This is a genomic window from Aquirufa sp. (assembly GCF_044342065.1).
GTDB lineage: Bacteria > Bacteroidota > Bacteroidia > Cytophagales > Spirosomataceae > Aquirufa.
This window is the reverse complement of the sequence record NZ_JBIIQN010000023.1, coordinates 20,575-41,892: the sequence shown is the minus strand read 5'-3', so window position 1 is coordinate 41,892 and position 21,318 is coordinate 20,575. Positions and strand designations below refer to the sequence as shown.

Here is a 21,318-nt window from a genome sequence, read left to right as displayed (position 1 = left end):
GCGATTCGATCAAACGATACGATAAATAAGCTGATAAACTGAGTACTCCTATTGGGATAATTTGAAAGGGCAAGATAGGAATCGCTATCCCCAAACGTGACGCGATTTGATAAAACAAATCTGGCACCACCATATGATACAAATACAAGCCATAAGACATTTGACCTATCAATCGAAAAGGTTTAAATGAAAAGACTTTCGAAAAAATCCCCGGCTGCATTGCATAAAACAACAAAGCCACAGAAACCAAAGAGGTAAATGTTCTAAAAAATAACTGCCTTATTAGGTCTTCATCCGTATGTTGCAAACACAACATCAAAAAGCAAAAACCCACCGGAATAATCAAACGCTTAATCCATACCGCAAGTACTGCCGACTGCCCTGCACGGAGGTAATGAGCTAGCAACGCTCCCCAAGCAAATGTATCGACACAGGAAAACATACTCACTCCCAATCCACCGTAAACATGAACCGAGAAATACCGATAAACCACCCCAAAAACGACCGTAAACCACAAGAAATAAGCACGTAAACGTGTAGCCAATAACAACATGCAAAAAGGCCAAAGCAAATAAAATTGCTCCTCCACGGAAAGTGACCAATAAGGCGAAAGCGCATCCGACCAGTTCCCATGTAACTCAATCCAATAGTTAACTAGATAAGTCCAGTAATAACCCGGATGCGTATAAAAGTCTGTATTCACCAAAACAGAAAAACGCTCTAAAACCAATAGCCCGATCAAAACCAGAAAATAAATTGGAAAAATCCGTAGCGCCCGTCGAACCACAAAGTTTTTAAACGACCGGGCAAAAGTCCCCAAGGACTGCTGCTCCATTAAGATATTCGAAATCAAATATCCACTCAAAACGAAAAACAATGTCACGCCGATAGGGCCATTTGGCATGACATTAATCCCTTCCCCTTCAGGGTACCAATGATAAATCAAGACCAACAAAATCGCCAAAGCACGAACTCCGTCTAGCGCAGGGATGTATTTCATAGCAACAAAACTAAGGAAAACCTCTTATCCTTCCTATAACCGTTTCATCCCCACAAAATATCTTTCGTCGAAAAGTTCCCACTTTATCAGCGGAAGCATGTATTTTTGATTCGAATTTTTCTGATACCATGACAAAAATTATTGAGACCAGCCATATTTCCAAACGCTACGTGATGGGAGAAGAGATTATTGACGCGCTAAAAGACGTGACAATCTCTGTAAACAAGGGTGAATATGTAGCTTTCATGGGGCCGTCAGGTTCAGGTAAATCCACGTTAATGAATATTGTCGGCTGCTTAGATACACCTAGCACTGGTTCCTATATACTGAATGGTCAAGATGTTTCAACCATGTCAGAAAATGAATTAGCCGCCGTCCGCAACAAGGAAATCGGTTTTGTATTCCAAACATTTAACTTATTACCCCGACAATCTGCCTTGGAGAATGTAGCGCTTCCCCTAATTTATGCCGGCTATTCCAAATCTGAACGAACTAGAATTGCCATGGAAACGCTAAAAGGCGTTGGCTTGGACAATCGGGCACTTCACAAACCAAATGAGCTGTCAGGTGGACAAAGACAACGTGTAGCAGTAGCTCGTGCCTTAGTAAATGACCCATCGATATTGTTGGCAGATGAGCCAACAGGTAACCTAGACACCAAGACCTCTTACGAAATCATGGATCTTTTTGATCAATTGCATAAAAAAGGCAATACCATCGTTATGGTTACCCATGAAGACGATATTGCCCAATATGCCCACCGTATAATTCGTTTACGCGATGGTATCGTAGAGTCTGATACCATCAACAAAAACGTACGTAAGGTCGAAAAAATCTAAACCTTCACCCGGTCCGTTCCATAAGGTGCCCGCTGTGTACGACGCAACCAGGTGTTTGCTTCCTTATTGTTCACAAAATGTTCTTTCGTAGGATCCCATAGTAACTTCCCAGGTACCTTCATAGCTACATGGGTAATTAGACAAACCGTGCAAGCCCGATGACCTATTTCAATAGGCGATATAGGCTCTTTACGAGATTCGATACAATCAAGCCAGTTACCATGTTGGTCTTCCGAATGATATAGGTGTAACTCATTTGGCCCAATTACCGATTCTAAAATCTTTGGATTGGATGCATCTAAAGCCTTCGAACGGACTTTAGCCGTAGGGTCACTCGGCGTAGCAGCATAATCTCCTCGAGATACAAAAATCCATCCTTCTGAACCTTCATAACGAATCCCATTTTGATACCCCCCTGAGGTATACATGGTGATACCATTAGCATATTCAGCTTTCGACATAAAATCGCCATGCACGTTCCACAATCCTGACTTAGGAAATTCAGCTACGGCCTCCACAGAAATAGGTCCCGTATACTCCGTATCCATTCCCCAGGCTGCTGAATCATAATGATGCTGCCCCCATCCCGTAATCATACCTGCACCAAACTGCTCCATGCGTAACCATCCCGGGCGATCATATCCTTTCTGCGGGTGAACCGCAATTTCAGTATACGGCACATAAGGCGTAGAACCTAACCACATATCATAATTAAATCCTTTGGGTATTGGCATCTCAGGCGCTGGCGGGCCAGATGGATCACCAGGTAAACCAATTTTCACGGTATGCAATTTCCCGATACGGCCATTACGAACTAATTCAGCGGCAATGCGAAATTGAGAGGTTGAACGCTGTTGCGTCCCCACCTGAAGAATACGACCCGTTTTCTTAATCACATTGGCGAGTTGGCGCCCCTCATGAATCGTCAACGAAGTCGGCTTCTGCAAATAAATATCTTTCCCTGCTAAGGCCGCCTCCATCGCTGGTTGCGCATGCCAAAAATCCGGGGTACTAATCATCACCGCATCAATATCCTTATTCAGCAACATCTCTCGGTAATCATCATACATCTTCACATCGATGTAATTCGACTGACCCGTTTTTTTGGTGTAATACTCCTCAACCAATTGCTTGGTCTCCTCCGTCCGATGACGATCCAAATCGCACACCGCCATAATACGCGCCTTCTCATGCTTCCATGTTCCCGGCAAATCATGCGTACGTGCAATTCTTCCGCAACCTATTTGACCAATATTAATCTTGTTACTAGGGGCATCTTTACCACCCAATACGTGTGCCGGAACGATTGTCGGGAAACCTAATGTCCCTACTGCCCCAATGGCTAAGTTGTTAATAAAGTTTCTCCTTTTCATGCTTTGATAGATATGTTGGTTGCATTTTTCTGTGCAATTAATGCGAGTTCTGTAGCTAAAAAACAATGTGCTTGCGTCATCGCCGTCTCCGTACGATTCAATACATCGTCGACAAGTAATTCACCATGAGGTAACTTCACATCCTTGCAATCAACGTACAATGTCTCCTTATTCGTTACAATATATAGATGACTACCTGTTCCATGCGGAGATGCAATATCGGTATTCTTACGTACTTCAATATAACCATCCGTTCCTAAAATCGTCAAACGACCATCCCCCCAAGTATTCAAGCCATCCGGCGTAAACCAGTCTACCCGGATATATCCAGAACCTTTATTGCTACGCAACATCAAATCCCCAAAATCTTGAAATTTCGGATACTGCGGATGGTGATGATTAGCAATTTGTGAAGCAACAACCTCTCCTTGCGTCGAACCCGTAAAATGTAAAAATTGATCTACTTGATGTGAGGCAATATCGGTAATGATGCCTCCATAATATTTCGTATCAAAAAACCATTCCGGGCGCGAATTGACACTCATCCGATGCGGACCCGTTCCCAGCGTCTGCATCACCTTACCTATCTTTCCTTGCGCGACCAATTGGCTGGCCAGTTCCGTAGCCTTATTTTCAAAACGCTCACTGAATGAAATTGAATAAATTCGTTTTGTTTCTTCTTGAACCTTACGAACCTCGGCTAATTGTTCTAAGCTGATAATTCCAGGCTTATCCACCATGTAATCTTTCCCATGTTGCATCACGCGAATACCTAAGGGTGCGCGCTCATTTGGCGTAATCGAACTGAGAATTAATTTAATACTGGGATCCTCAATAACTTCGGCCTCGGACTTAACCAGTTTGGCTTGCGGATATTTTTTCGCAAATTCCTTAATCAAATCAGGCTCTTTTGCATAGTATGAAACAAACTCACCGCCACCGCGAATAATCGAATTGGCCATGGAATAAATATGTCCGTGGTTAATGCCCACGACCCCAAAACGCAAACGAGGAGCAATAACTTTTTCTGGGGCACCTTTAACAAAGGAGGAGGTAGCGTCTTTAACTGATGGCATAAAGGCCAAGCCACTTAACAAACTTGCGTCGTGAAGGAACTTCCGACGATTCGAAGCATTCGATTTCATGTAGGAATAGGTTTATTCTATTCCTAAAAGTAAAAAAAAATGTACTCCTACTGAATATAATTCACAAAAAAAGCTGCTCAATTCTGAACAGCTTTCTTTTATATAAAAAAATCTCAAACCTATTTTTTCTTCTCTTTAACGCGTGCCGCTTTTCCTTGCTTACCGCGCATGTAGAATAAACGTGCACGACGCACTTTACCACGACGCAATACTTCGATTTTATCGATGTTTGGCGATAAGATTGGGAAGATACGCTCAACACCAATACCGTTGGAAATTTTACGAACTGTGAAAGATTCACCTGCACCTGAATTCTTACGTTGGATTACTAATCCTTGAAATACCTGAACACGCTCCTTATTACCCTCGCGGATTTTCACGTGAACATTAATTGTGTCTCCAGCTGCAAATTCTGGATGCTCAGCACGACGCGTTGCGTTTTCTGCTTCTACAAATTTAATTAAATCACTCATCTGACTTTTTATTTTGTGTAATATCAGCACTCAGCGGTCACTTCGTACATAAAATTGCTGATTGGGTTGCAAAGATAGGAAAAATATTTCTTTCTAAAAACAATCAATTACTTTTTCCCTTTTATTGATTGCACAAAACTCACGATCTCGCCACGAAGATCTTGGGCCTGCCCCAATAACTTAACAAATGCACTCCCAATAATCGCACCAGCCGCTGATTCAGAAGCTTTCAAGAAACTCGCACGATCCGATATGCCAAAGCCAATCAAGCGTGGATTTTTCAAATTCATCCCATTAATTCGCTTAAAATACGTTTCCTGGATATCTGAAATCCCCGTCTTAGCACCTGTAGTACTTGCCGAAGAAACCATGTAAATAAATCCTTTACTTATCGCATCAATTTGCGCAATACGCGCATCCGTTGTCTGAGGCGTAATCAAAAAGATGTTATACAATCCATATTGCTCAAAGATTGCTTGATATTCCGACTCATATTCGGCCATCGGCAAATCGGGTAAAATCACCCCATCAATACCTACTTCCGCACATTTTTTGCAAAATGCCTCCACCCCATATTGTAAAACCGGATTAATGTACCCCATTAATAATACGGGAACCGTGATGGTTTGACGCATCGCTTTTAATTGCTCAAACAAATACGCCACAGTCATTCCTTGATCTAAAGAAACTTGATTCGATTGCTGAATCGTCTCCCCATCCGCAACTGGATCTGAATACGGCATTCCAATCTCAATAATATCAACACCGCCTTCTTGCAAGGCATGTAATACCGTCATCGTATCCCCAAAATTAGGGTACCCCGCAGTCGCATATACATTCAATATCGGCTCAGTAGCCTCCGCAAATAATTTTGTAATCCGATTCATCTTAGTCATTCAATTTTAAGTGCTGCTGATACGTGGACAAATCTTTATCCCCTCTGCCCGACAAATTCACCACAATAACCTCTTCCGGCTTCGCGTGTAATTTTTCAAACACCGCCAGCGCATGTGCTGTCTCTAATGCCGGAATAATTCCCTCCAAAACAGAACATTCAACCGCCGCATCCAAAGCCTCCGCATCTGTTATGCCAAAAAACCGAGCACGCCCCGTAGACGATAAATTCGCATGCATCGGCCCGATACCCGGGTAATCCAAGCCTGCCGAAATCGAATAAGGTTCAATGACCTGACCATCTTCCGTTTGCATTAATAAACTTTTGCTACCGTGCAAAACCCCTGGTTTTCCCAAAAAGGTTGTTGCTGCCGAATGCCCCGAATTAACCCCTTTTCCTGCAGCCTCTGCCGCAATCAATTGGGTACGTGGCTCATCCAAAAAATGGTAAAACGCACCCGCCGCGTTCGAACCGCCACCCACACAGGCAATCACATAATCAGGATAATCTCGCCCCTCTTTCTCTTGCAACTGAATACGTATTTCCTCTGAAATCACCGACTGGAATCGAGCTACCATGTCAGGATAGGGATGTGGCCCCACCACCGAACCAATGATGTAATGCGTGTCAACCGGATTATTAATCCAGTGGCGCATCGCTTCATTAGTCGCATCCTTCAATGTTTTAGATCCGGATTGAGCTGCGACCACTTGGGCGCCCAACATGCGCATCCGCGCCACATTAGGAGCCTGACGCTCAATGTCAATGGCACCCATGTATACGATACACTCCATGCCCATCAGCGCACAAACCGTAGCCGTCGCAACGCCATGTTGGCCCGCCCCCGTCTCCGCGACAATCTTATTTTTGCCCAAACGCTTCGCCACTAAAATCTGGCCAATCGTATTGTTCACCTTGTGTGCGCCAGTATGGCATAAATCTTCACGTTTGAGGTAGATGTTCGTTTGGTATTTGGCCGATAATCGCTCCGCCTTAAAGAGCGGGGTCGGTCGGCCTACAAAGTCCTTCAATAAAAACTGAAATTCTTTTTGAAATGCAGGTTCCGCCATAATATCCAAATACCGGCTTCGTAACTCCTCCACATTCGGATACAACATTTCTGGAATAAAGGCTCCGCCAAAATCCCCGTAATATCCACGTTCGTCAACTTGAAATGACTGTTTCATATGTTTTGCATTATATCCTTCACCTTCGCTAAGTCCTTTAACCCAGGGCTCAGCTCCAATTTACTATTAAAATCTAGGGCATATAAGCCCGGTAATTGCTTTGCTTCTTTGATACTCGCCTCTTCCAAACCGCCAGCTAAAAAATAGGGAATATTAAGTTTGTATACTTCTAGTATAGACCAATCAAACCGCTCGCCTGTTCCACCCACTTGCGATCCTTTTTTCGTATCAAACAAATAATAATCAGGCAACAAATCCAATCCGTTAACATCCTGCTCCGTGCCAACACTAACAGCTTTGATAACAAGCAAACCTGCCGCTTGCAATTCGTCAATGACCTCTTGGCCTTCATCTCCATGCAATTGCACGACTTGAAACCCAGCCTTTTTTGACAGGGCAAGTATGTTGGCCGTGGACTCATTCACAAACACGCCTACTGCCTTTGTTTTGGCTGGCAAATTCGGGATGACAAAATCTGCCCCTACATATCGTGGAGATTTCGACACCCATATGAATCCCATGTAATCCGGTTCGCATGCAGCTACTGCCTCGATATTTTTCAAATCCCGCATGCCACAAACCTTCCACTTCATCATTATTGCTTTAAGAAATCAGTTAATGCTTGACCCGGATTGCTCGTTTTCATAAAACTCTCTCCAATTAAAAATCCTCGATATCCGTAGCCTTTCAATTCAGTTATAATCTCAGGTCCCGAAATACAGCTCTCTGAAACTTTGACAAATTGTGCAGGAATTTTATCCGCAAGGACTTTGGATGCCTCCACATTTTGCTCGGAAAAATTCTTCAGGTTCCGGTTATTTACACCTACTACCGAAATATAATCGCCCAACGAACGATTCAATTCCTCTTCATCGTGTACCTCGAGTAAGGTTTCCATTCCTAATGAACGCGCTAGCGAACCTAATGTTTTGATTTCCAGCGGGCTTAATGCAGCAGCTATCAACAGAACCACATCCGCACCCATCGATTTCGCCTCAATGATTTGATATGTATCAATCATGAAGTCCTTTCGCAAAATAGGTGTGTTGGGATTCGTTCGACGGGCTAAATCAAAGTCGGCATACGTACCTCCAAAATACTGCGTATCAGTGAGCACTGACAAACAGGCTGCCCCAGCATTGACATATCCGCGCGTCACTTCGTCTACTCCCATGGAATCATTGATGATACCCTTTGACGGAGATTTACGTTTAAATTCCGCAATGATCCCCGTAGAAGCCGGTTGGACCAAAGACATCGCCAACGAGTGACAAGCACGGGCAAAATAGCCTTGCTTTTCCAATGCAGCGGTAGAAACGCGCGCTTTGGCGGCGGCGACTTCTTCTCGTTTGGTGGCAATGATTTGATCTAAAATACTCATATACTTAAGTTGTAGAGACGCGATACTTCGCGTCTATTTATTTTCGCGACCGTTCGCGACTTAATCCATTATAAACTTCTTGAATACCTGAAAAGCTTTTCCGCTTTCCAACGACTCTTTGGCCATAGCAAAACCATCCGTTAATGATGGAGCTTTCTCCGCCACCCATAACGCTGCACCTGCATTAGCTAATACCGCATTTGTTTGCGTTGGCGTTCCTTCCCGTTGTAAAATCTTATATAACATATTGGCCGATTCTTCTACATTCGCACCGCCGAACAACTCGGATTGTTGGACATAGTCACAACCCAAATCTGAAGGCGCATAAACCAGTCGGCCCGCATTTGTTTCTAATCGAAAATTAGAAGTCAATGAGATCTCATCATAGCCATCCTCCGCAAAAACAATCCCATACTTCTTACTCGAATCCTTAAAGAATCCTGCATATAAATCGAATACTTCGGGCGAATACACCCCGGTTAATTGCTTACTGACATTTGCCGGATTCAACAAAGGCCCCAATAAATTAAAGAAGGTTTTCATGCCTAATTCTTTTCGAATCGGACCTACGAAACGCATGGCAGGATGGAATAAAGGTGCGTGTAAAAAACACATACCCGACGTCTCCATTTTGCGCTTTAATACTTTCGGGTCATTGTTAAATTTCAATCCCAAAAATTCTAAAACCGTCGAAGAACCTACTGAAGAAGAAACTCCATGATTGCCGTGTTTGGCAATTTTTTGGCCTGCGCCTACGATGATAAACGAAGAAGTCGTACTGATGTTAAAGGTATCCTTGCCATCTCCACCTGTTCCACAAACATCCATGGCATCGAACTCCGACAAATCAATTGTCACAGCAAGTTCGAGCATAGCAGAAACAAAACCTTTTAACTCATGTACTTGAATCGGATGATACCAATAGGATGATAAAAATGCGGCGATTTGACTTGGATTAACTCCGCCATTTCCAATTTCCAACATCACTTCATGCGCCTCCTGTTCTGACAACGCCTCTCCACTTACTCTTCTTTCTAGAACCTTTTTCATATTTATTTCAACCAATTTTTAATCATTTGTAAACCATGTTGCGTCAGATACGCCTCAGGGTGAAACTGCACCCCACGCACATCGAATTGTGTGTGCGCCTCCGCCAGCACATATCCTTTATCATCCTGCGCGGTAATCTTTAAATCACTAGGCATCGAACCCGGAATTACGGTCCACGAATGGTATCGACAAACCTCAAAACGGGCTGGAATATCCAAAAACATGCGTTCTGTAGGGTCGAGTACCTGACACTCGGTCGTTACTCCGTGTAGTACTTCTCCCATGTTTTGCAGTTCCGAACCAAAGGCCTCGGCAATCGCCTGATGACCTAAGCAGACGCCTAAAATCTTCTTACTTGACTTGTACTCCTTCAATAAATCCATCATGATTCCTGCTTCAGAAGGAATTCCCGGACCAGGAGATAAGAGGATTTGATCGTATTTGCCAACCTCCTCCAAGGTAATTTTATCATTGCGAAACACATCTACGTGTGCGCCTAATTCCTTTAGTAAGTAAACTAAATTATATACAAAGGAATCATAATTGTCTAGTACCAAAACGTTTTTCATATCGGCTTAGCTTAAAGTGGAAGCAACTTCCAATGCACGACGCAAAGCTGCTAGTTTATTGTGTATCTCTTGCATTTCACTCGCTACGACGGATTTGGCAACTACCCCCATCCCTGCTTGGAAATACAGCGTGTTTCCTTTACTCAAGAACGTTCGAATCGCAATCGCATGATTGAAGTTTCCTTGAAAATCCATAAACCCGATCGCTCCGCCATAAATGGCACGGTTTGTTGGTTCCAATCGATTTATAATTGTCATCGCATTGTGCTTCGGCGCGCCGCTCAAGGTTCCAGCAGGAAAGGTATCCGCCACTAACTGCAACGGGTTAACTCCTTGTTGTAAACGACCAGTCACCTTCGAAACGAGGTGAATGACATGCGAGAAAAATTGAACTTCTTTGAAGGTTTCCACTTTGACCTGGTCCGCACTACGGCTCAAATCATTGCGCGCTAAGTCGACAAGCATCACATGTTCTGCTGTTTCTTTGGGATCTGCCAATAATTCTTGGGCTAATTCCGCATCGCGGGCATCATCGCCTGAACGCCTAAATGTTCCCGCAATCGGGTGAATCTCTGCCACATCCCCCTCGATTTTGATTTGCTTTTCGGGCGAAGCGCCTAAAATACGGTATTGCTCATAATCAAAATAAAACAAATAGGGAGAAGGGTTCACGGAGCGTAAAGCTCTGTACACCTGGAAATCATCCCCTTTAAACCCTTGGGCAAATCGACGCGATGGGACAATTTGGAAAACATCCCCGCGTAAACAATGTTTGATACAGGTTTCCACAATCTCTTTTACTTGTAGATCTGTCAAGTTGCTTGTTTCCTCCCCGACTAATTCAAAGCGCTCCGAATCGTAATGCGGCATGTTCAGCAAATACGTAATCGTATCAAAGGTCGGCTCCGACCCATCGTAAGTATGCGCATAAAAAGACATCTGATTATTGAAATGATTCACCGCTACCACGTAACGATACACATAATAACGAATAGATGGAATCTCTGTCTCCGGATTTTTTGCTTGAATCTCGATATCCTCAAAATAGCTTACCGCATCGTATGAAATATGACCAAACAATCCATTAGCCATAGGCGAATCCCCTTTTTCTTTTTGGAAATCAAAACGATCTGCAAAAGCTTTGAGTGTTTGAACGGCATCCCGGCGATTCGTCAGGGTGAAATTTTCAACTGATCCATCTGGGAATTTTTGGGAAACCTTTGAATCAGTCAATTCGAATGAGGCAATGGGGTCAAAGGCAATATGGGAGAACCCATGTTCCCGACCGTGGTAATCGGCCGACTCAAGGATTACGGAATTCTTGAAATTTTTACGAATCTTCATGAAAATACCGATTGGCGTGAGAGTATCAGCCAGTAGCGTTTTTCTTGCAGTTCGAATTTGTATTGTAGACATGTTTTCTAGGAACAAAATTAAAAAAAGGCTTACTGAGAACAGCAAGCCTTTGGTAAACATATCATGTACACACAGCAAAACTGTTCAAGGAATTATTAGCCTTGCCACCAGTTTTTGTTGTATGCTGCTTTTGTCATTTTGGTATTTATTTGATGCAAATGTAAACTGAAATCTCTTAATTCAAAATTTTAGCCTATTAAATCCCACAAATTTCCATATAAATCCTCGAATACGAGCACTTTACCATATTCTTCGACGACTGGACCGCGGACAATTTTAATGTTATGCTTCATCAAATTTTGATGGTCTTTTTCGAAATCATCCGTATGTAAAAATAAGAAAACGCGTCCGCCAGTTTGATTTCCAACGCGAGATTTTTGTTCATCAGTAGCAGCCTTTGCTAATAACAATTGGCATGAACCCTCCCCTGATGGCTGAACTAATACCCAACGTTTCACATCGCTCAAGCGTGTATCCTCAATCAAGGTAAAACCAAGTTTTTCGGTATACCAAGCGATCGCTTCGTCGTAATCGGCGACCACAAGGGCGATATGCATGAGGCGGTGGTTCATCATTCAGTAGTCAGTGGAAAGTTAACAGTTGTCAGTCTAGTTTTCGTCGCGGCCTACGAAGTTAAATGGGCTAATTAATTTCAATTCGGCTTTAATCGCATCGGTCACGGCTAAGCCATCGATAAAGTTATGGAAGACCGTTTGGTCAATCTTGCCGTGGTGACGTGTTAAATCTTTCAACGCCTCGTATGGTTTCGGAAATGCTTCACGACGCAAAACAGTTTGAATTGCCTCCGCAATAACCACCCAATTATCTTCTAAATCCTGCTGGATTTTGCTGTTGTTCAATTCCAATTTACCCAAACCACGTTGCAATGAATTCAACGAAATCACGACATGTGCCAAAGGTGTTCCTACATTACGTAGCACGGTAGAATCTGTCAAATCACGTTGTAATCGTGAGATAGGCAATTTGGCAGCTAGGAATTCAAAGAAGGCATTTGCCATCGCTAAGTTTCCTTCGGCATTTTCAAAATCGATTGGATTTACCTTATGTGGCATCGCAGATGAGCCGATTTCCCCAGCTTTGATTTTTTGCTTGAAATACCCCATCGATATGTACTGCCAAATATCTCGTGACAAGTCAATCAAAATGGTATCCAAACGCTTTAAGCCATCAAAATAGGCAGCTAAATTATCGTAATGCTCAATTTGTGTCGTGTATTTCGAACGCGTGATTCCTAGGTTTGCATGTAATTTAGCGGCAAATTCCGGCCAATTAATTTCGGGGAATGACACTTGGTGTGCGTTGAAATTTCCGGTAGCCCCACCGAATTTTCCGGTGAATGGGACTTGCGCAAGTAGATCCAATTGGCGATTTAAGCGCTCAACAAAAACTTTTATTTCCTTCCCAAGGCGGGTTGGTGACGCTGGTTGGCCATGTGTATGAGCCAATAATGGAATCTCCTTCCATTCTGTAGCGTAAGCATCCAAAATGGCAATTACTCCTTGATATGCTGGAAGAATTACGTTTTTGTGAGCCTCCGCAATTGACAGAGGTATCGCTGTGTTATTGATATCTTGAGAAGTTAAGCCAAAGTGGATAAACTCCACGTAAGGAGTTAAATCACCTGGAAGGGCTAACATGCGGTCTTTGATGAAATACTCAACGGCCTTAACGTCATGATTCGTCACTTTTTCGGTTTCTTTAATCCATTGGGCATCAGCTTCTGAGAATTGGGTATACAGCGAACGCAAAGCTGAAAAATGCTCCTTTGGAAAGCTCGATAAAGGAGCTAAAGGGATTTCGCACAAAGCAATGAAGTATTCGATTTCTACACGAACGCGGTATTGAATAAGTCCAAACTCGGAAAAATAAGGTGCGAGCGATTGGGTTTGACGACGGTAGCGACCATCAACTGGCGAGATCGCCGAAAGCAAATTTAATTCCATAAGTTCTATTCAAAGCGCAAAGGTACAACATTTTGAAAATTTATCCGTAATTTCAAGCATGTTACAGCCTAGATATCTTTCGGTCGTTTTAGCATTGGTGATCGCCATTGTAACGACGGCGTTTCTTTCTTTTATTCCAAGTTCGGATTTGGTTACCATGACCATCGGATTTATCAGCTGTTTTATATTTGGATCGGTGCTGATATATTTTGCTCTCGATTATTTGGTTTTCCAAGAGGTAAACTCGCTCTATGACCGAATTAAACAGATAAAAAAGAAGGATTTCAGTGTAACTCCACGCAAACAATTGGTCGAAAAGGAAAACCCCATTGAACTCTTGAGGAAAGAATTAAACACCTATGTTGCAACAAAAGAGGGTGAGGTACAGGATCTAAAAAAAGCCGCTAAATACCGGCAAGAATTTTTAGCCGATGTCTCTCACGAGTTAAAAACTCCCATTTTTGCCGCGCAAGGTTTCGTTCACACCCTGTTAGATAACCCTGATGAAGAAATTGAAATTCGTGTGAAGTTTTTAGAAAAAGCGGCCAAGAGTTTGGATGGTTTGGACAATTTAGTTCAAGATTTACTCACCGTGTCTCAGATTGAAACGGGCGCAATCAAGATTGAAAAAAAGAATATTGACTTGAGGCCCTTGATTGAGGAAATTTTTGAACAAGTTGAAGGAAAAGCCAAAAAACGCGACGTTAAACTAAAACTGATTGCTCCTAAAGGAAACATTCAGGTTAAAGCCGATACGCAGCGCATATCCCAAGCGATATTAAACTTGATTGTGAATGCCATCAAATATGGAAAAGAAAAAGGTGTCGTTCAGATTATCATCAACGAGAAGAAAAAAGTTTACACCATATCGGTAGTAGATAATGGCCCCGGGATTCCAGAGGAACATCTTCATCGGATCTTTGAACGCTTCTATCGGGTTGATAAAAGTCGGGCAAAAAACTCAGGAGGAACAGGACTCGGACTTTCCATTGTAAAGCACATCGTTCAAGCACATAACAGCAAAATCTCGGTTCAGTCGGAGCAAAATAAAGGCACCCGATTTGAGTTTAAGCTAGAGAAAGCGTAGATGTAGAGACGCGATACTTCGCGTCTAATTTTCTTAAAAAGAGACGCGAAGTATCGCGTCTCTACTATATTTATACCGCCCCTTCTGTCAGACGTTCTGCATTTTCAGCGATACGTAATTGCTCAATAAATTCCCCAATTTCCCCATCCATAACAGTGGGTAAATTGTATACAGTTAGCCCGATCCGGTGATCTGTTACGCGTCCTTGCGGGTAATTATACGTACGGATTTTATCAGAACGATCTCCTGACCCTACCATGGATTTGCGACTTCCTGCAATTTCTGCATTGCGTTTAGCTAATTCGATTTCATATAGACGTGAACGCAAAACCGTCATCGCTTTATCAAAGTTCTTGATTTGCGAACGCTCATCTTGACATTGCACAACCAAGCCCGACGGAATATGGGTTACACGAACCGCAGAATAGGTAGTATTTACGGATTGGCCTCCAGCACCTGATGAACAGAAGGTATCTTTACGAATGTCATTCATGTTAATCTGCACATCGACTTCATCCGCCTCTGGCATCACGGCCACAGTGGCAGCCGAAGTATGAATACGGCCTGCAGATTCCGTGGCAGGAACACGCTGAACGCGATGAACACCTGATTCAAATTTCAATTTGGCATATACGTCTTCCCCTTGAACGGAAATAATAATCTCTTTATAACCACCTGCTGTACCATCTGTGAAATCCATGATTTGGAAAGTCCAACCCTGCTTTTCAGCGAAACGCTGGTACATACGGAACAAATCTCCTGCAAAAATAGACGCTTCATCTCCCCCTGTTCCACCACGAATCTCAAGGATACAATCTTTGGAATCATTGGGGTCCTTAGGAATCAACATCTCCTTTAATGCCTCTTGCATTTCTTTTTCAGCCGGAACTAATTCTTCCAACTCCGCTTTCGCCATATCACGAAAATCTTCGTCTTTCTCAGTAGCAATAACCGTCTTCGCCTCTTCAATGGATTGTAACAAATTTTGATAGGTGATGTATTGATCAACGATTTTTTGCAAGTCTTTGTATTCTTTACTCAAAGTTTTGAACTTCTTTAAGTCGGAAACAATTTCTGGCATCGCAATTTGTTGTTCTACTTCAATGAATCGTTCTCGGATGGCTTCTAGCTGCTCCAGCATGTCTATTCGGGGTTAAAAAATCTGCGCAAAGATAACAATTAAATTCATTGCCCTTTCTGCTCAAGTTGAATACCTTTGTTCTTTCTCCCATATACCATGAAAAAATTCTTGATCATTATCTTCGCTTTAACACTTTATGCCTGTGACTTTTCTAAGCGAATCGACACGACAGCTGCCGTTAAGGAATTACGTGAGAGGCAGGTAAAACGCGTTTTACCACAAGACATTGTCAATCAAGTGGATGTTTGGGGCAAAGATTTACAAGTAAATTTAGAAAAAGGCCTCTCCGTCGATTCACTGAGTCAGAAAAATAAGGTACTCATCCTTTCGGGGCCAACAAACATTTTAAAGCAATCCATGAAGGATGCCAAAATTGTGGAAATGCTTGAGGCCATTGAATATGGGATAACTCAAAAACAAGAAATACCACCAAGCATTCAGAAAAATAGTGCTGGTGACAGCCTTTTCTATATTTATCCCAACCAAAAAGGAGACGTAACGCTCATCGGATTTAGTAAACGACAAGTGATTATTCAAATGGACAAACCTTTAATTAAATAGGGTTGGATTTCACTAGGGCCAACATATTCTTGTATATCTCCTGCATTTCAGGTCGTATCATAAAGGCTTGTTGGTCAAAAACCACACGAGAATCACTCAATTTGGCAAGGTCTTGATCGGCATGTAGGCTTTGATTAGCAAAAAAAGCTTGTACATAATTTTGGACAACGCCTTGTATCAAACTCTTGTCTAATTCGATGGATTCCAATAGGGTTTGAGCTTGATGCCAAAGTTGCTGAGTAAACAATCCTGCCATGAGCATTGCTAAATGAATCTTCTTTCGTTCTTCTCCATTAACGAGGTAGATAGACTTGGAAATATCCTTGGCTAAATGAACCAAAGTCGCCTCCGTTTCTTCAACTAGTACTTCTATGCATATGGGTACATTGGCCAAACTGATTTTTCTTTCAGCTTGAAGATGTTGTACCGGAAATAAAACCCCGATCTGGTTGGTGCTTTCCCTCAAAGGGTCATACTGAATCATGGATTCGGTGAGGGATGCTGTTCCAGCTACCAAAACTAATGTAGCGTATTTGGGTAGCAACAATTCAGGCAAAACCTGCGGATATGCCGACTCGGGTACGCAGAGAAAAAAAACGGTGGAACTTGATTCCGAAAAATCGAGATGTTCTTGAACACGGGCGTTGTATAGGTAGCTAACTAAATCACGTGCTTTCTCGGGATCCCGACTAAATACTTCTTGAACACTATTACCTGCATTTTCTAATGCCTGTGAAATATGCCATGCCACGTGCCCTGCACCAATAAATGAAATCTTAATCATTCCTGAATTTTTTCGTGTTTCGCCCCAACAAAAGGCATCCATTGATTATCCAAAATTCCGGAAAAATTTCGCAAAAACATAACAAAGGATGGTTTGAACGGTCGGCGCGTCAAAAGCATCCCTGCTTCTTCTGGCGTTTTGTGCCCTTTTTTTGAATTACAATATTTACATGCCGTTGTTAAATTGTCCCATGAGGTCCTTCCTTGGCGTGATTTGGGAATCACATGGTCTAAGGTCAGGTGATCAGGAGATCCACAATATTGACACTGATTACCATCGCGTTTGAAGATATTTTGTCGGGTTAAAACTACCCCTTTGTAGGGAAAATAAACATACCGGTTTAAACGAATGACGGATGGAAAGGGGAAAGATTGACTAATTGAATGGAGTCTTTCAGTGCTAGATTCGGCGATTAGTTCAGCTTTATTCAGGTAGACTAACAAAAATGCTTTCGGCATGGAGCATATTGTCAATGCACTGTAATCTTGATTAAGGACTAAAACTTTCTGACTCATGACATTCAATGTTATAAGGTAATCCCTGCGTAAATCCATCACATGCTTTAAAGTTACATAAAATAATCAACCGATAAACAAGGACTTGATATAAAAATTTAAGGTCGATTTTCGTGAATAAAACGGCATTCTGAGGCTATTTTAGTAGGTTTGTAAAAATTAACGCATAGCCCCATGGCATCTCTGGTAGAAAAAATTAAATCGTTGTCCATTTCATTAGCGCAAGAGACGGTAAGCAACCGCCATCATTTACACATGCACCCCGAGTTATCCTTTCAGGAAACGGCAACACAAGCGTTTGTGGAAAAACAATTACAAGCTTGGGGAATTACGACTAGCCGATTGGCAAATACGGGGGTTGTTGCAATCATCGAAGGAAAAAATCCAACGAAAAAAGTGGTGGCCTTGCGTGCTGACATGGATGCCTTGCCTATTATTGAAACCAATGATGTTCCGTATAAATCCCTAAACCCCGGTGTGATGCATGCTTGTGGGCATGATGTGCACACTTCTTCATTATTAGGCACCGCACATATTTTACAAACGATTAAAGATGAATTTGAAGGAACTGTGAAGTTGATTTTCCAACCCGCTGAAGAAAAAGCACCCGGTGGAGCGAGCATTATGATTAAGGAAGGTGTTTTAGAAAACCCGAAACCGGCAAGTATTTTTGGCCAACATGTAGCCACGAACGTTCCGGTAGGCAAAATAGGTTTCCGTGAAGGGATGTACATGGCTAGTACCGATGAGCTATACATTAAGGTGATAGGCAAAGGTGGGCATGGAGCAATGCCTGATGCATGCATAGACCCCATTGTCATTGCGTCTCATATCATTGTAGCGATGCAACAGATTATTTCTCGAAATAAAAATCCAAAGTTACCCTCTGTTTTAACTTTTGGGAAAATAGAAGGATTGGGAGCAACCAATGTCATTCCTGATGAGGTTAATATTGCCGGAACTTTCCGTGCCATGGATGAAAATTGGCGTGCAGACGGACTCGCAAAAATGAAAAAATTAGCGGAAGGTATTGCGGATGCCATGGGAGGCGAAGCGATTTTTGAAGTCTTAAAGGGCTATCCTTTCTTGCAAAACAATCCAGAATTAACGCGCAGGGCCAAAGCTGCCGCAATAACTTACATGGGCGAGGAAAATGTTGTGGATTTAGACCTGTGGATGGCTGGAGAAGATTTTGCTTTCTACACGCATCATGTAGATGCATGCTTTTACCGATTAGGAATCCGGAATGATGCTAAAGGGATTACGAGTGGTGTTCACACGCCAACATTCGATATTGACGAAGATGCTTTAGCGATTGGGCCAGGATTAATGGCTTGGTTGACGGTGAGTGAATTAAGAGATAAGAGTTGAAAGTCTGTGATGAAAAATTTAAAACTCCATCGGGTCTGGCCATCTGAATTCATAGCTCAGTTCTTCGACAATTTTATCCCCTGAAACAATTTTTCCACCTAAACACGGTTGGCTAGAATCCCAATAGCCTGGATTCATACCCCGTTTTTCACAATCATTCATTCCAACATCCTGTTTGGTTGGGTGTTCTGGAGCAACGATATTATAAATACCCGAGTGGATTTTCTCACAGGTAAGTGCAATTAAGTTTACTACATCGTCTTTGTGCACATAATTGACTGGACAATTCGCGCCATCATTTCGTTTGTTTGAAAAGTATTTGGCAACGAAACGATCTCCGCCCATTAGCCCGGCTAATCGCAAGATAACAGAAGAAATAGGGGAAGATAAAATAATGGCTTCTGCCTGAGCCATCAATGAACTTGCATTTAGCTCAGCGCTTTCATCAACAATTGCGGAGACATTGGCATAGACCGATGTGGAAGAAAGGAAAATGATTTTCTCTACTTTTTGGGGATCTAATCCATCAACCCAAGCTTGTACGATGCGCAAATATTGCACCTCTGAATTTTTTTTTCTTCGAGGTGGAATTGCCCAAACTTGAATAGCGGATTGATTTAACAATGCCCATTCACCTTCGGTTGTCTCATCAGTTGCACGAAAGTCAACTACATGAACTTTGGGATGCTTAGCTTGCTGGTGTACCTGCGATGCAGAAACCTGCACCTTAAAATCCGCTAAAGCTAGTTTAAATGCCAATGGTGCGCCAACCCAACCGCCTCCGTAAATACTTAAGTTCTTTTTCATAATTTTTTGCACCTTTGGAACAATTGAATTGTAAAGATAGTTTAGAACCATATGAATAAAATGTTTTTTGTGCCTATAATCAGTATTATACTATTTGCTTTGGATTATTACGTTTGGATGGCGGTAAAAACGGCCTTCAAAAAAAAGCGTATTCAAACGCAAAAAGCTGCTAAATATATTTTCTGGGGATTTTCAGCATTCGTCTTATTAGGAATTATATCGTACAACACATTACCACTTCATGCTTGGAAAAATGAGTTCAGAATTACCTTCATGGCCATCGTGATGATTTCCGTCTTTAGTAAACTATTCATTATCATTTTCCTATTGCTCGAAGACATCACCCGCTTTTTCCGTTGGGGTACAAATAAAATCCGTAAGAAAGACCCTAGCGCTATTAGTCGGCATGAATTCCTTTCTCAAGCTGCACTAGCTGTTGGCGCCGTTCCTGCTGCCACGTTTGCCTTTGGTATTTTATCAGGCGCACATGACTATCGAATTGAAAAAGTTAATTTAAAAATTCCTAAACTTCCCAAAGAATTTCGCGGGATGCGTATCGCTCAAGTTTCCGATATTCACTCAGGCAGTTTTTTTAATAAAACAGCTGTACAAGGTGGTGTAGAAATGCTGATGCGGGAGAAAACCGATTTGGTATTCTTTACGGGCGATTTGGTCAACAATGAATCGAAAGAAGTCGAAGATTACTTCACCATTTTTTCAAAAATCAAGGCTCCATATGGCGTTTTTAGTACCCTTGGCAATCATGACTATGGGGATTATGTGAAATGGAAAACCCCTAGAGCAAAAAAGCAAAATTTAAAGGATTTAATGAAAGCGCATGAATTGATGGGCTGGAACCTGCTGATGGATGAAAATCACATTATTTCAGAGTCAGGAGAAAAGTTGGCGATAATTGGCGTACAAAACATAGGTATCGGTCGGTTCCCATGGTATGGCAATCTATCAAAAGCTTATGAAGGCACAGAGGAAGCTGCGACCAAATTATTATTATCGCACGATCCTACCCATTGGAATGCTGAAGTAACGAAGAACCAAAAATTCCATGCTATTGATGTGGCATTTGCTGGACATACGCATGGAGCACAATTCGGTGTAAAAATTCCAGGCTTTGCAAAATGGTCACCAGCCAAATACATTTATAAGCAATGGGCCGGTTTGTATGAAGAAAATGGCCAGCAGCTTTATGTTAATCGAGGCTTTGGATACTTAGGGTATCCAGGGCGTGTGGGGATGCCGCCGGAGATTAGCATTTTTACGTTGGGCTAGAGATTGGACTTTAGACGTTGGACTTTAGACGTTGGACGTTGGACGTTGGACGTTAGACATTGGACTTTAGACGTTGGACGTTGGACGTTAGACTTTGGGAAAAAGAATTAAGCGTTAGGAATTGTCTCTGCGGACTGAAAACTTAAGGCTAGTGACCAGCGACTAAGCACAGACTATTTTTTTCTCTTTCCCTTTGTTCCTTTCTAAAAATAAACCTACTTTTACATCCCGATTAATTGGTTTCGTGGCCGAGTGGCTAGGCAGAGGTCTGCAAAACCTTCTACAGCGGTTCGAATCCGCTCGAAACCTCAAAAACCTTCCCTAGTGGAAGGTTTTTTAGTTTAACTCAATTTTGTACAAACTACTCTAGAAAAAATTACACTTTCTTTTCTTGCTTATTTTGAAAGATTCTAAATAATATTAAAAACAAGAAAAAATCCTAAAATTGATTATCGAATACTTTGTTTCCTAAA

22 protein-coding genes and 1 tRNA gene are annotated in these 21,318 nt (G+C 42.2%); 6 read left to right on the top strand and 17 right to left on the bottom strand.

Translation table 11 applies throughout. The features are described 5' to 3' along the window. The coding region (locus ACIQZ2_RS08845) for an acyltransferase family protein (protein WP_395768488.1) at window positions 1-1,000 on the bottom strand (1,000 nt) is incomplete at its 3' end. Window positions 1,001-1,128: 128 nt separating this feature from the next. On the opposite strand from ACIQZ2_RS08845, the gene ACIQZ2_RS08840 reads away from it, so the two are divergent. Beyond that, on the top strand, window positions 1,129-1,839 hold the full coding sequence (locus tag ACIQZ2_RS08840) for an ABC transporter ATP-binding protein (RefSeq protein WP_395768487.1): 711 nt from the start codon (window positions 1,129-1,131) through the stop codon (window positions 1,837-1,839). On the opposite strand, the gene ACIQZ2_RS08835 is transcribed toward ACIQZ2_RS08840, so the two are convergent. The 12 genes from ACIQZ2_RS08835 to purB all read right to left on the bottom strand — a co-directional run bounded on the left by ACIQZ2_RS08835 (window position 1,836) and on the right by purB (window position 13,292). After that, complete coding sequence (locus tag ACIQZ2_RS08835; RefSeq protein WP_395768486.1) at window positions 1,836-3,212, bottom strand: Gfo/Idh/MocA family protein; 1,377 nt, start codon at window positions 3,210-3,212, stop codon at window positions 1,836-1,838. The two genes, ACIQZ2_RS08840 and ACIQZ2_RS08835, sit on opposite strands and share 4 nt — an antisense overlap. Further along, entirely contained in the window at window positions 3,209-4,357 is a 1,149-nt protein-coding gene (locus ACIQZ2_RS08830) for a Gfo/Idh/MocA family protein (RefSeq protein WP_395768485.1), read from the bottom strand. The genes ACIQZ2_RS08835 and ACIQZ2_RS08830 overlap by 4 nt, the downstream gene beginning before the upstream one ends. Window positions 4,358-4,476: 119 nt before the next feature. Beyond that, window positions 4,477-4,830, bottom strand: a complete 354-nt coding sequence (gene rplS, locus ACIQZ2_RS08825) for a 50S ribosomal protein L19 (protein ID WP_395768484.1) — start codon at window positions 4,828-4,830, stop codon at window positions 4,477-4,479. A gap of 107 nt (window positions 4,831-4,937) precedes the next feature. Continuing rightward, a complete protein-coding gene (trpA, locus tag ACIQZ2_RS08820; protein ID WP_395768483.1) occupies window positions 4,938-5,717 on the bottom strand; it encodes a tryptophan synthase subunit alpha in 780 nt (259 codons plus the stop codon). A 1-nt stretch (window position 5,718) separates the two neighbouring features. Then, window positions 5,719-6,912, bottom strand: a complete 1,194-nt coding sequence (gene trpB / locus ACIQZ2_RS08815; protein ID WP_395768482.1) for a tryptophan synthase subunit beta — start codon at window positions 6,910-6,912, stop codon at window positions 5,719-5,721. Then, the gene (locus ACIQZ2_RS08810; protein ID WP_395768481.1) at window positions 6,909-7,508 is read right to left on the bottom strand and encodes a phosphoribosylanthranilate isomerase; all 600 of its coding nucleotides are present in this window, start codon (window positions 7,506-7,508) and stop codon (window positions 6,909-6,911) included. Before ACIQZ2_RS08810 ends, trpB begins: the two co-directional genes overlap by 4 nt. Next, on the bottom strand, window positions 7,508-8,293 hold the full coding sequence (gene trpC, locus ACIQZ2_RS08805) for an indole-3-glycerol phosphate synthase TrpC (protein ID WP_395768480.1): 786 nt from the start codon (window positions 8,291-8,293) through the stop codon (window positions 7,508-7,510). The genes ACIQZ2_RS08810 and trpC overlap by 1 nt, the downstream gene beginning before the upstream one ends. A 60-nt stretch (window positions 8,294-8,353) precedes the next feature. Then, complete coding sequence (gene trpD, locus ACIQZ2_RS08800) at window positions 8,354-9,343, bottom strand: anthranilate phosphoribosyltransferase (protein WP_395768479.1); 990 nt, start codon at window positions 9,341-9,343, stop codon at window positions 8,354-8,356. Window positions 9,344-9,345: 2 nt separating this feature from the next. Next, the gene (locus ACIQZ2_RS08795; protein ID WP_395768478.1) at window positions 9,346-9,912 is read right to left on the bottom strand and encodes an anthranilate synthase component II; all 567 of its coding nucleotides are present in this window, start codon (window positions 9,910-9,912) and stop codon (window positions 9,346-9,348) included. A gap of 6 nt (window positions 9,913-9,918) precedes the next feature. After that, entirely contained in the window at window positions 9,919-11,328 is a 1,410-nt protein-coding gene (locus tag ACIQZ2_RS08790; protein ID WP_395768477.1) for an anthranilate synthase component I family protein, read from the bottom strand. Between the two features lie 188 nt (window positions 11,329-11,516). Beyond that, window positions 11,517-11,900 (bottom strand): VOC family protein, encoded by a 384-nt coding sequence (locus tag ACIQZ2_RS08785; RefSeq protein WP_395768491.1) that lies wholly within the window; start codon window positions 11,898-11,900, stop codon window positions 11,517-11,519. Between the two features lie 36 nt (window positions 11,901-11,936). Then, on the bottom strand, window positions 11,937-13,292 hold the full coding sequence (gene purB / locus ACIQZ2_RS08780) for an adenylosuccinate lyase (protein ID WP_395768476.1): 1,356 nt from the start codon (window positions 13,290-13,292) through the stop codon (window positions 11,937-11,939). Window positions 13,293-13,350: 58 nt separating this feature from the next. Between purB and ACIQZ2_RS08775 the strand changes: the two genes are divergently transcribed. After that, window positions 13,351-14,379 carry a sensor histidine kinase gene (locus ACIQZ2_RS08775; protein ID WP_395768475.1) on the top strand — a complete coding sequence of 343 codons (1,029 nt, stop codon included), beginning with the start codon at window positions 13,351-13,353 and terminating at the stop codon, window positions 14,377-14,379. A gap of 70 nt (window positions 14,380-14,449) precedes the next feature. On the opposite strand, the gene prfA is transcribed toward ACIQZ2_RS08775, so the two are convergent. After that, entirely contained in the window at window positions 14,450-15,520 is a 1,071-nt protein-coding gene (gene prfA / locus ACIQZ2_RS08770; protein WP_395768474.1) for a peptide chain release factor 1, read from the bottom strand. A gap of 96 nt (window positions 15,521-15,616) precedes the next feature. On the opposite strand from prfA, the gene ACIQZ2_RS08765 reads away from it, so the two are divergent. Continuing rightward, entirely contained in the window at window positions 15,617-16,081 is a 465-nt protein-coding gene (locus ACIQZ2_RS08765; RefSeq protein WP_395768473.1) for a hypothetical protein, read from the top strand. Here the strand turns inward: ACIQZ2_RS08765 and ACIQZ2_RS08760 are convergent. Next, window positions 16,074-16,865 (bottom strand): DUF2520 domain-containing protein, encoded by a 792-nt coding sequence (locus tag ACIQZ2_RS08760; RefSeq protein WP_395768472.1) that lies wholly within the window; start codon window positions 16,863-16,865, stop codon window positions 16,074-16,076. The genes ACIQZ2_RS08765 and ACIQZ2_RS08760 overlap by 8 nt on opposite strands. Next, window positions 16,862-17,380, bottom strand: coding sequence for an HNH endonuclease (locus tag ACIQZ2_RS08755; RefSeq protein ID WP_395768471.1), 519 nt, complete (start codon window positions 17,378-17,380; stop codon window positions 16,862-16,864). Before ACIQZ2_RS08755 ends, ACIQZ2_RS08760 begins: the two co-directional genes overlap by 4 nt. Window positions 17,381-17,554: 174 nt before the next feature. Between ACIQZ2_RS08755 and ACIQZ2_RS08750 the strand changes: the two genes are divergently transcribed. Then, window positions 17,555-18,751: a M20 family metallopeptidase gene (locus ACIQZ2_RS08750; RefSeq protein WP_395768470.1), complete on the top strand. Its 1,197-nt coding sequence runs from the start codon at window positions 17,555-17,557 to the stop codon at window positions 18,749-18,751. Between the two features lie 18 nt (window positions 18,752-18,769). Here ACIQZ2_RS08750 and ACIQZ2_RS08745 read toward each other — a convergent pair whose 3' ends face one another. After that, on the bottom strand, window positions 18,770-19,558 hold the full coding sequence (locus tag ACIQZ2_RS08745) for a hypothetical protein (protein WP_395768469.1): 789 nt from the start codon (window positions 19,556-19,558) through the stop codon (window positions 18,770-18,772). A gap of 51 nt (window positions 19,559-19,609) precedes the next feature. On the opposite strand from ACIQZ2_RS08745, the gene ACIQZ2_RS08740 reads away from it, so the two are divergent. Continuing rightward, the gene (locus tag ACIQZ2_RS08740; RefSeq protein WP_395768468.1) at window positions 19,610-20,845 is read left to right on the top strand and encodes a metallophosphoesterase; all 1,236 of its coding nucleotides are present in this window, start codon (window positions 19,610-19,612) and stop codon (window positions 20,843-20,845) included. Window positions 20,846-21,083: 238 nt separating this feature from the next. After that, window positions 21,084-21,154: transfer RNA gene (locus ACIQZ2_RS08735), tRNA-Cys, on the top strand. Window positions 21,155-21,318 lie beyond the last annotated feature (164 nt).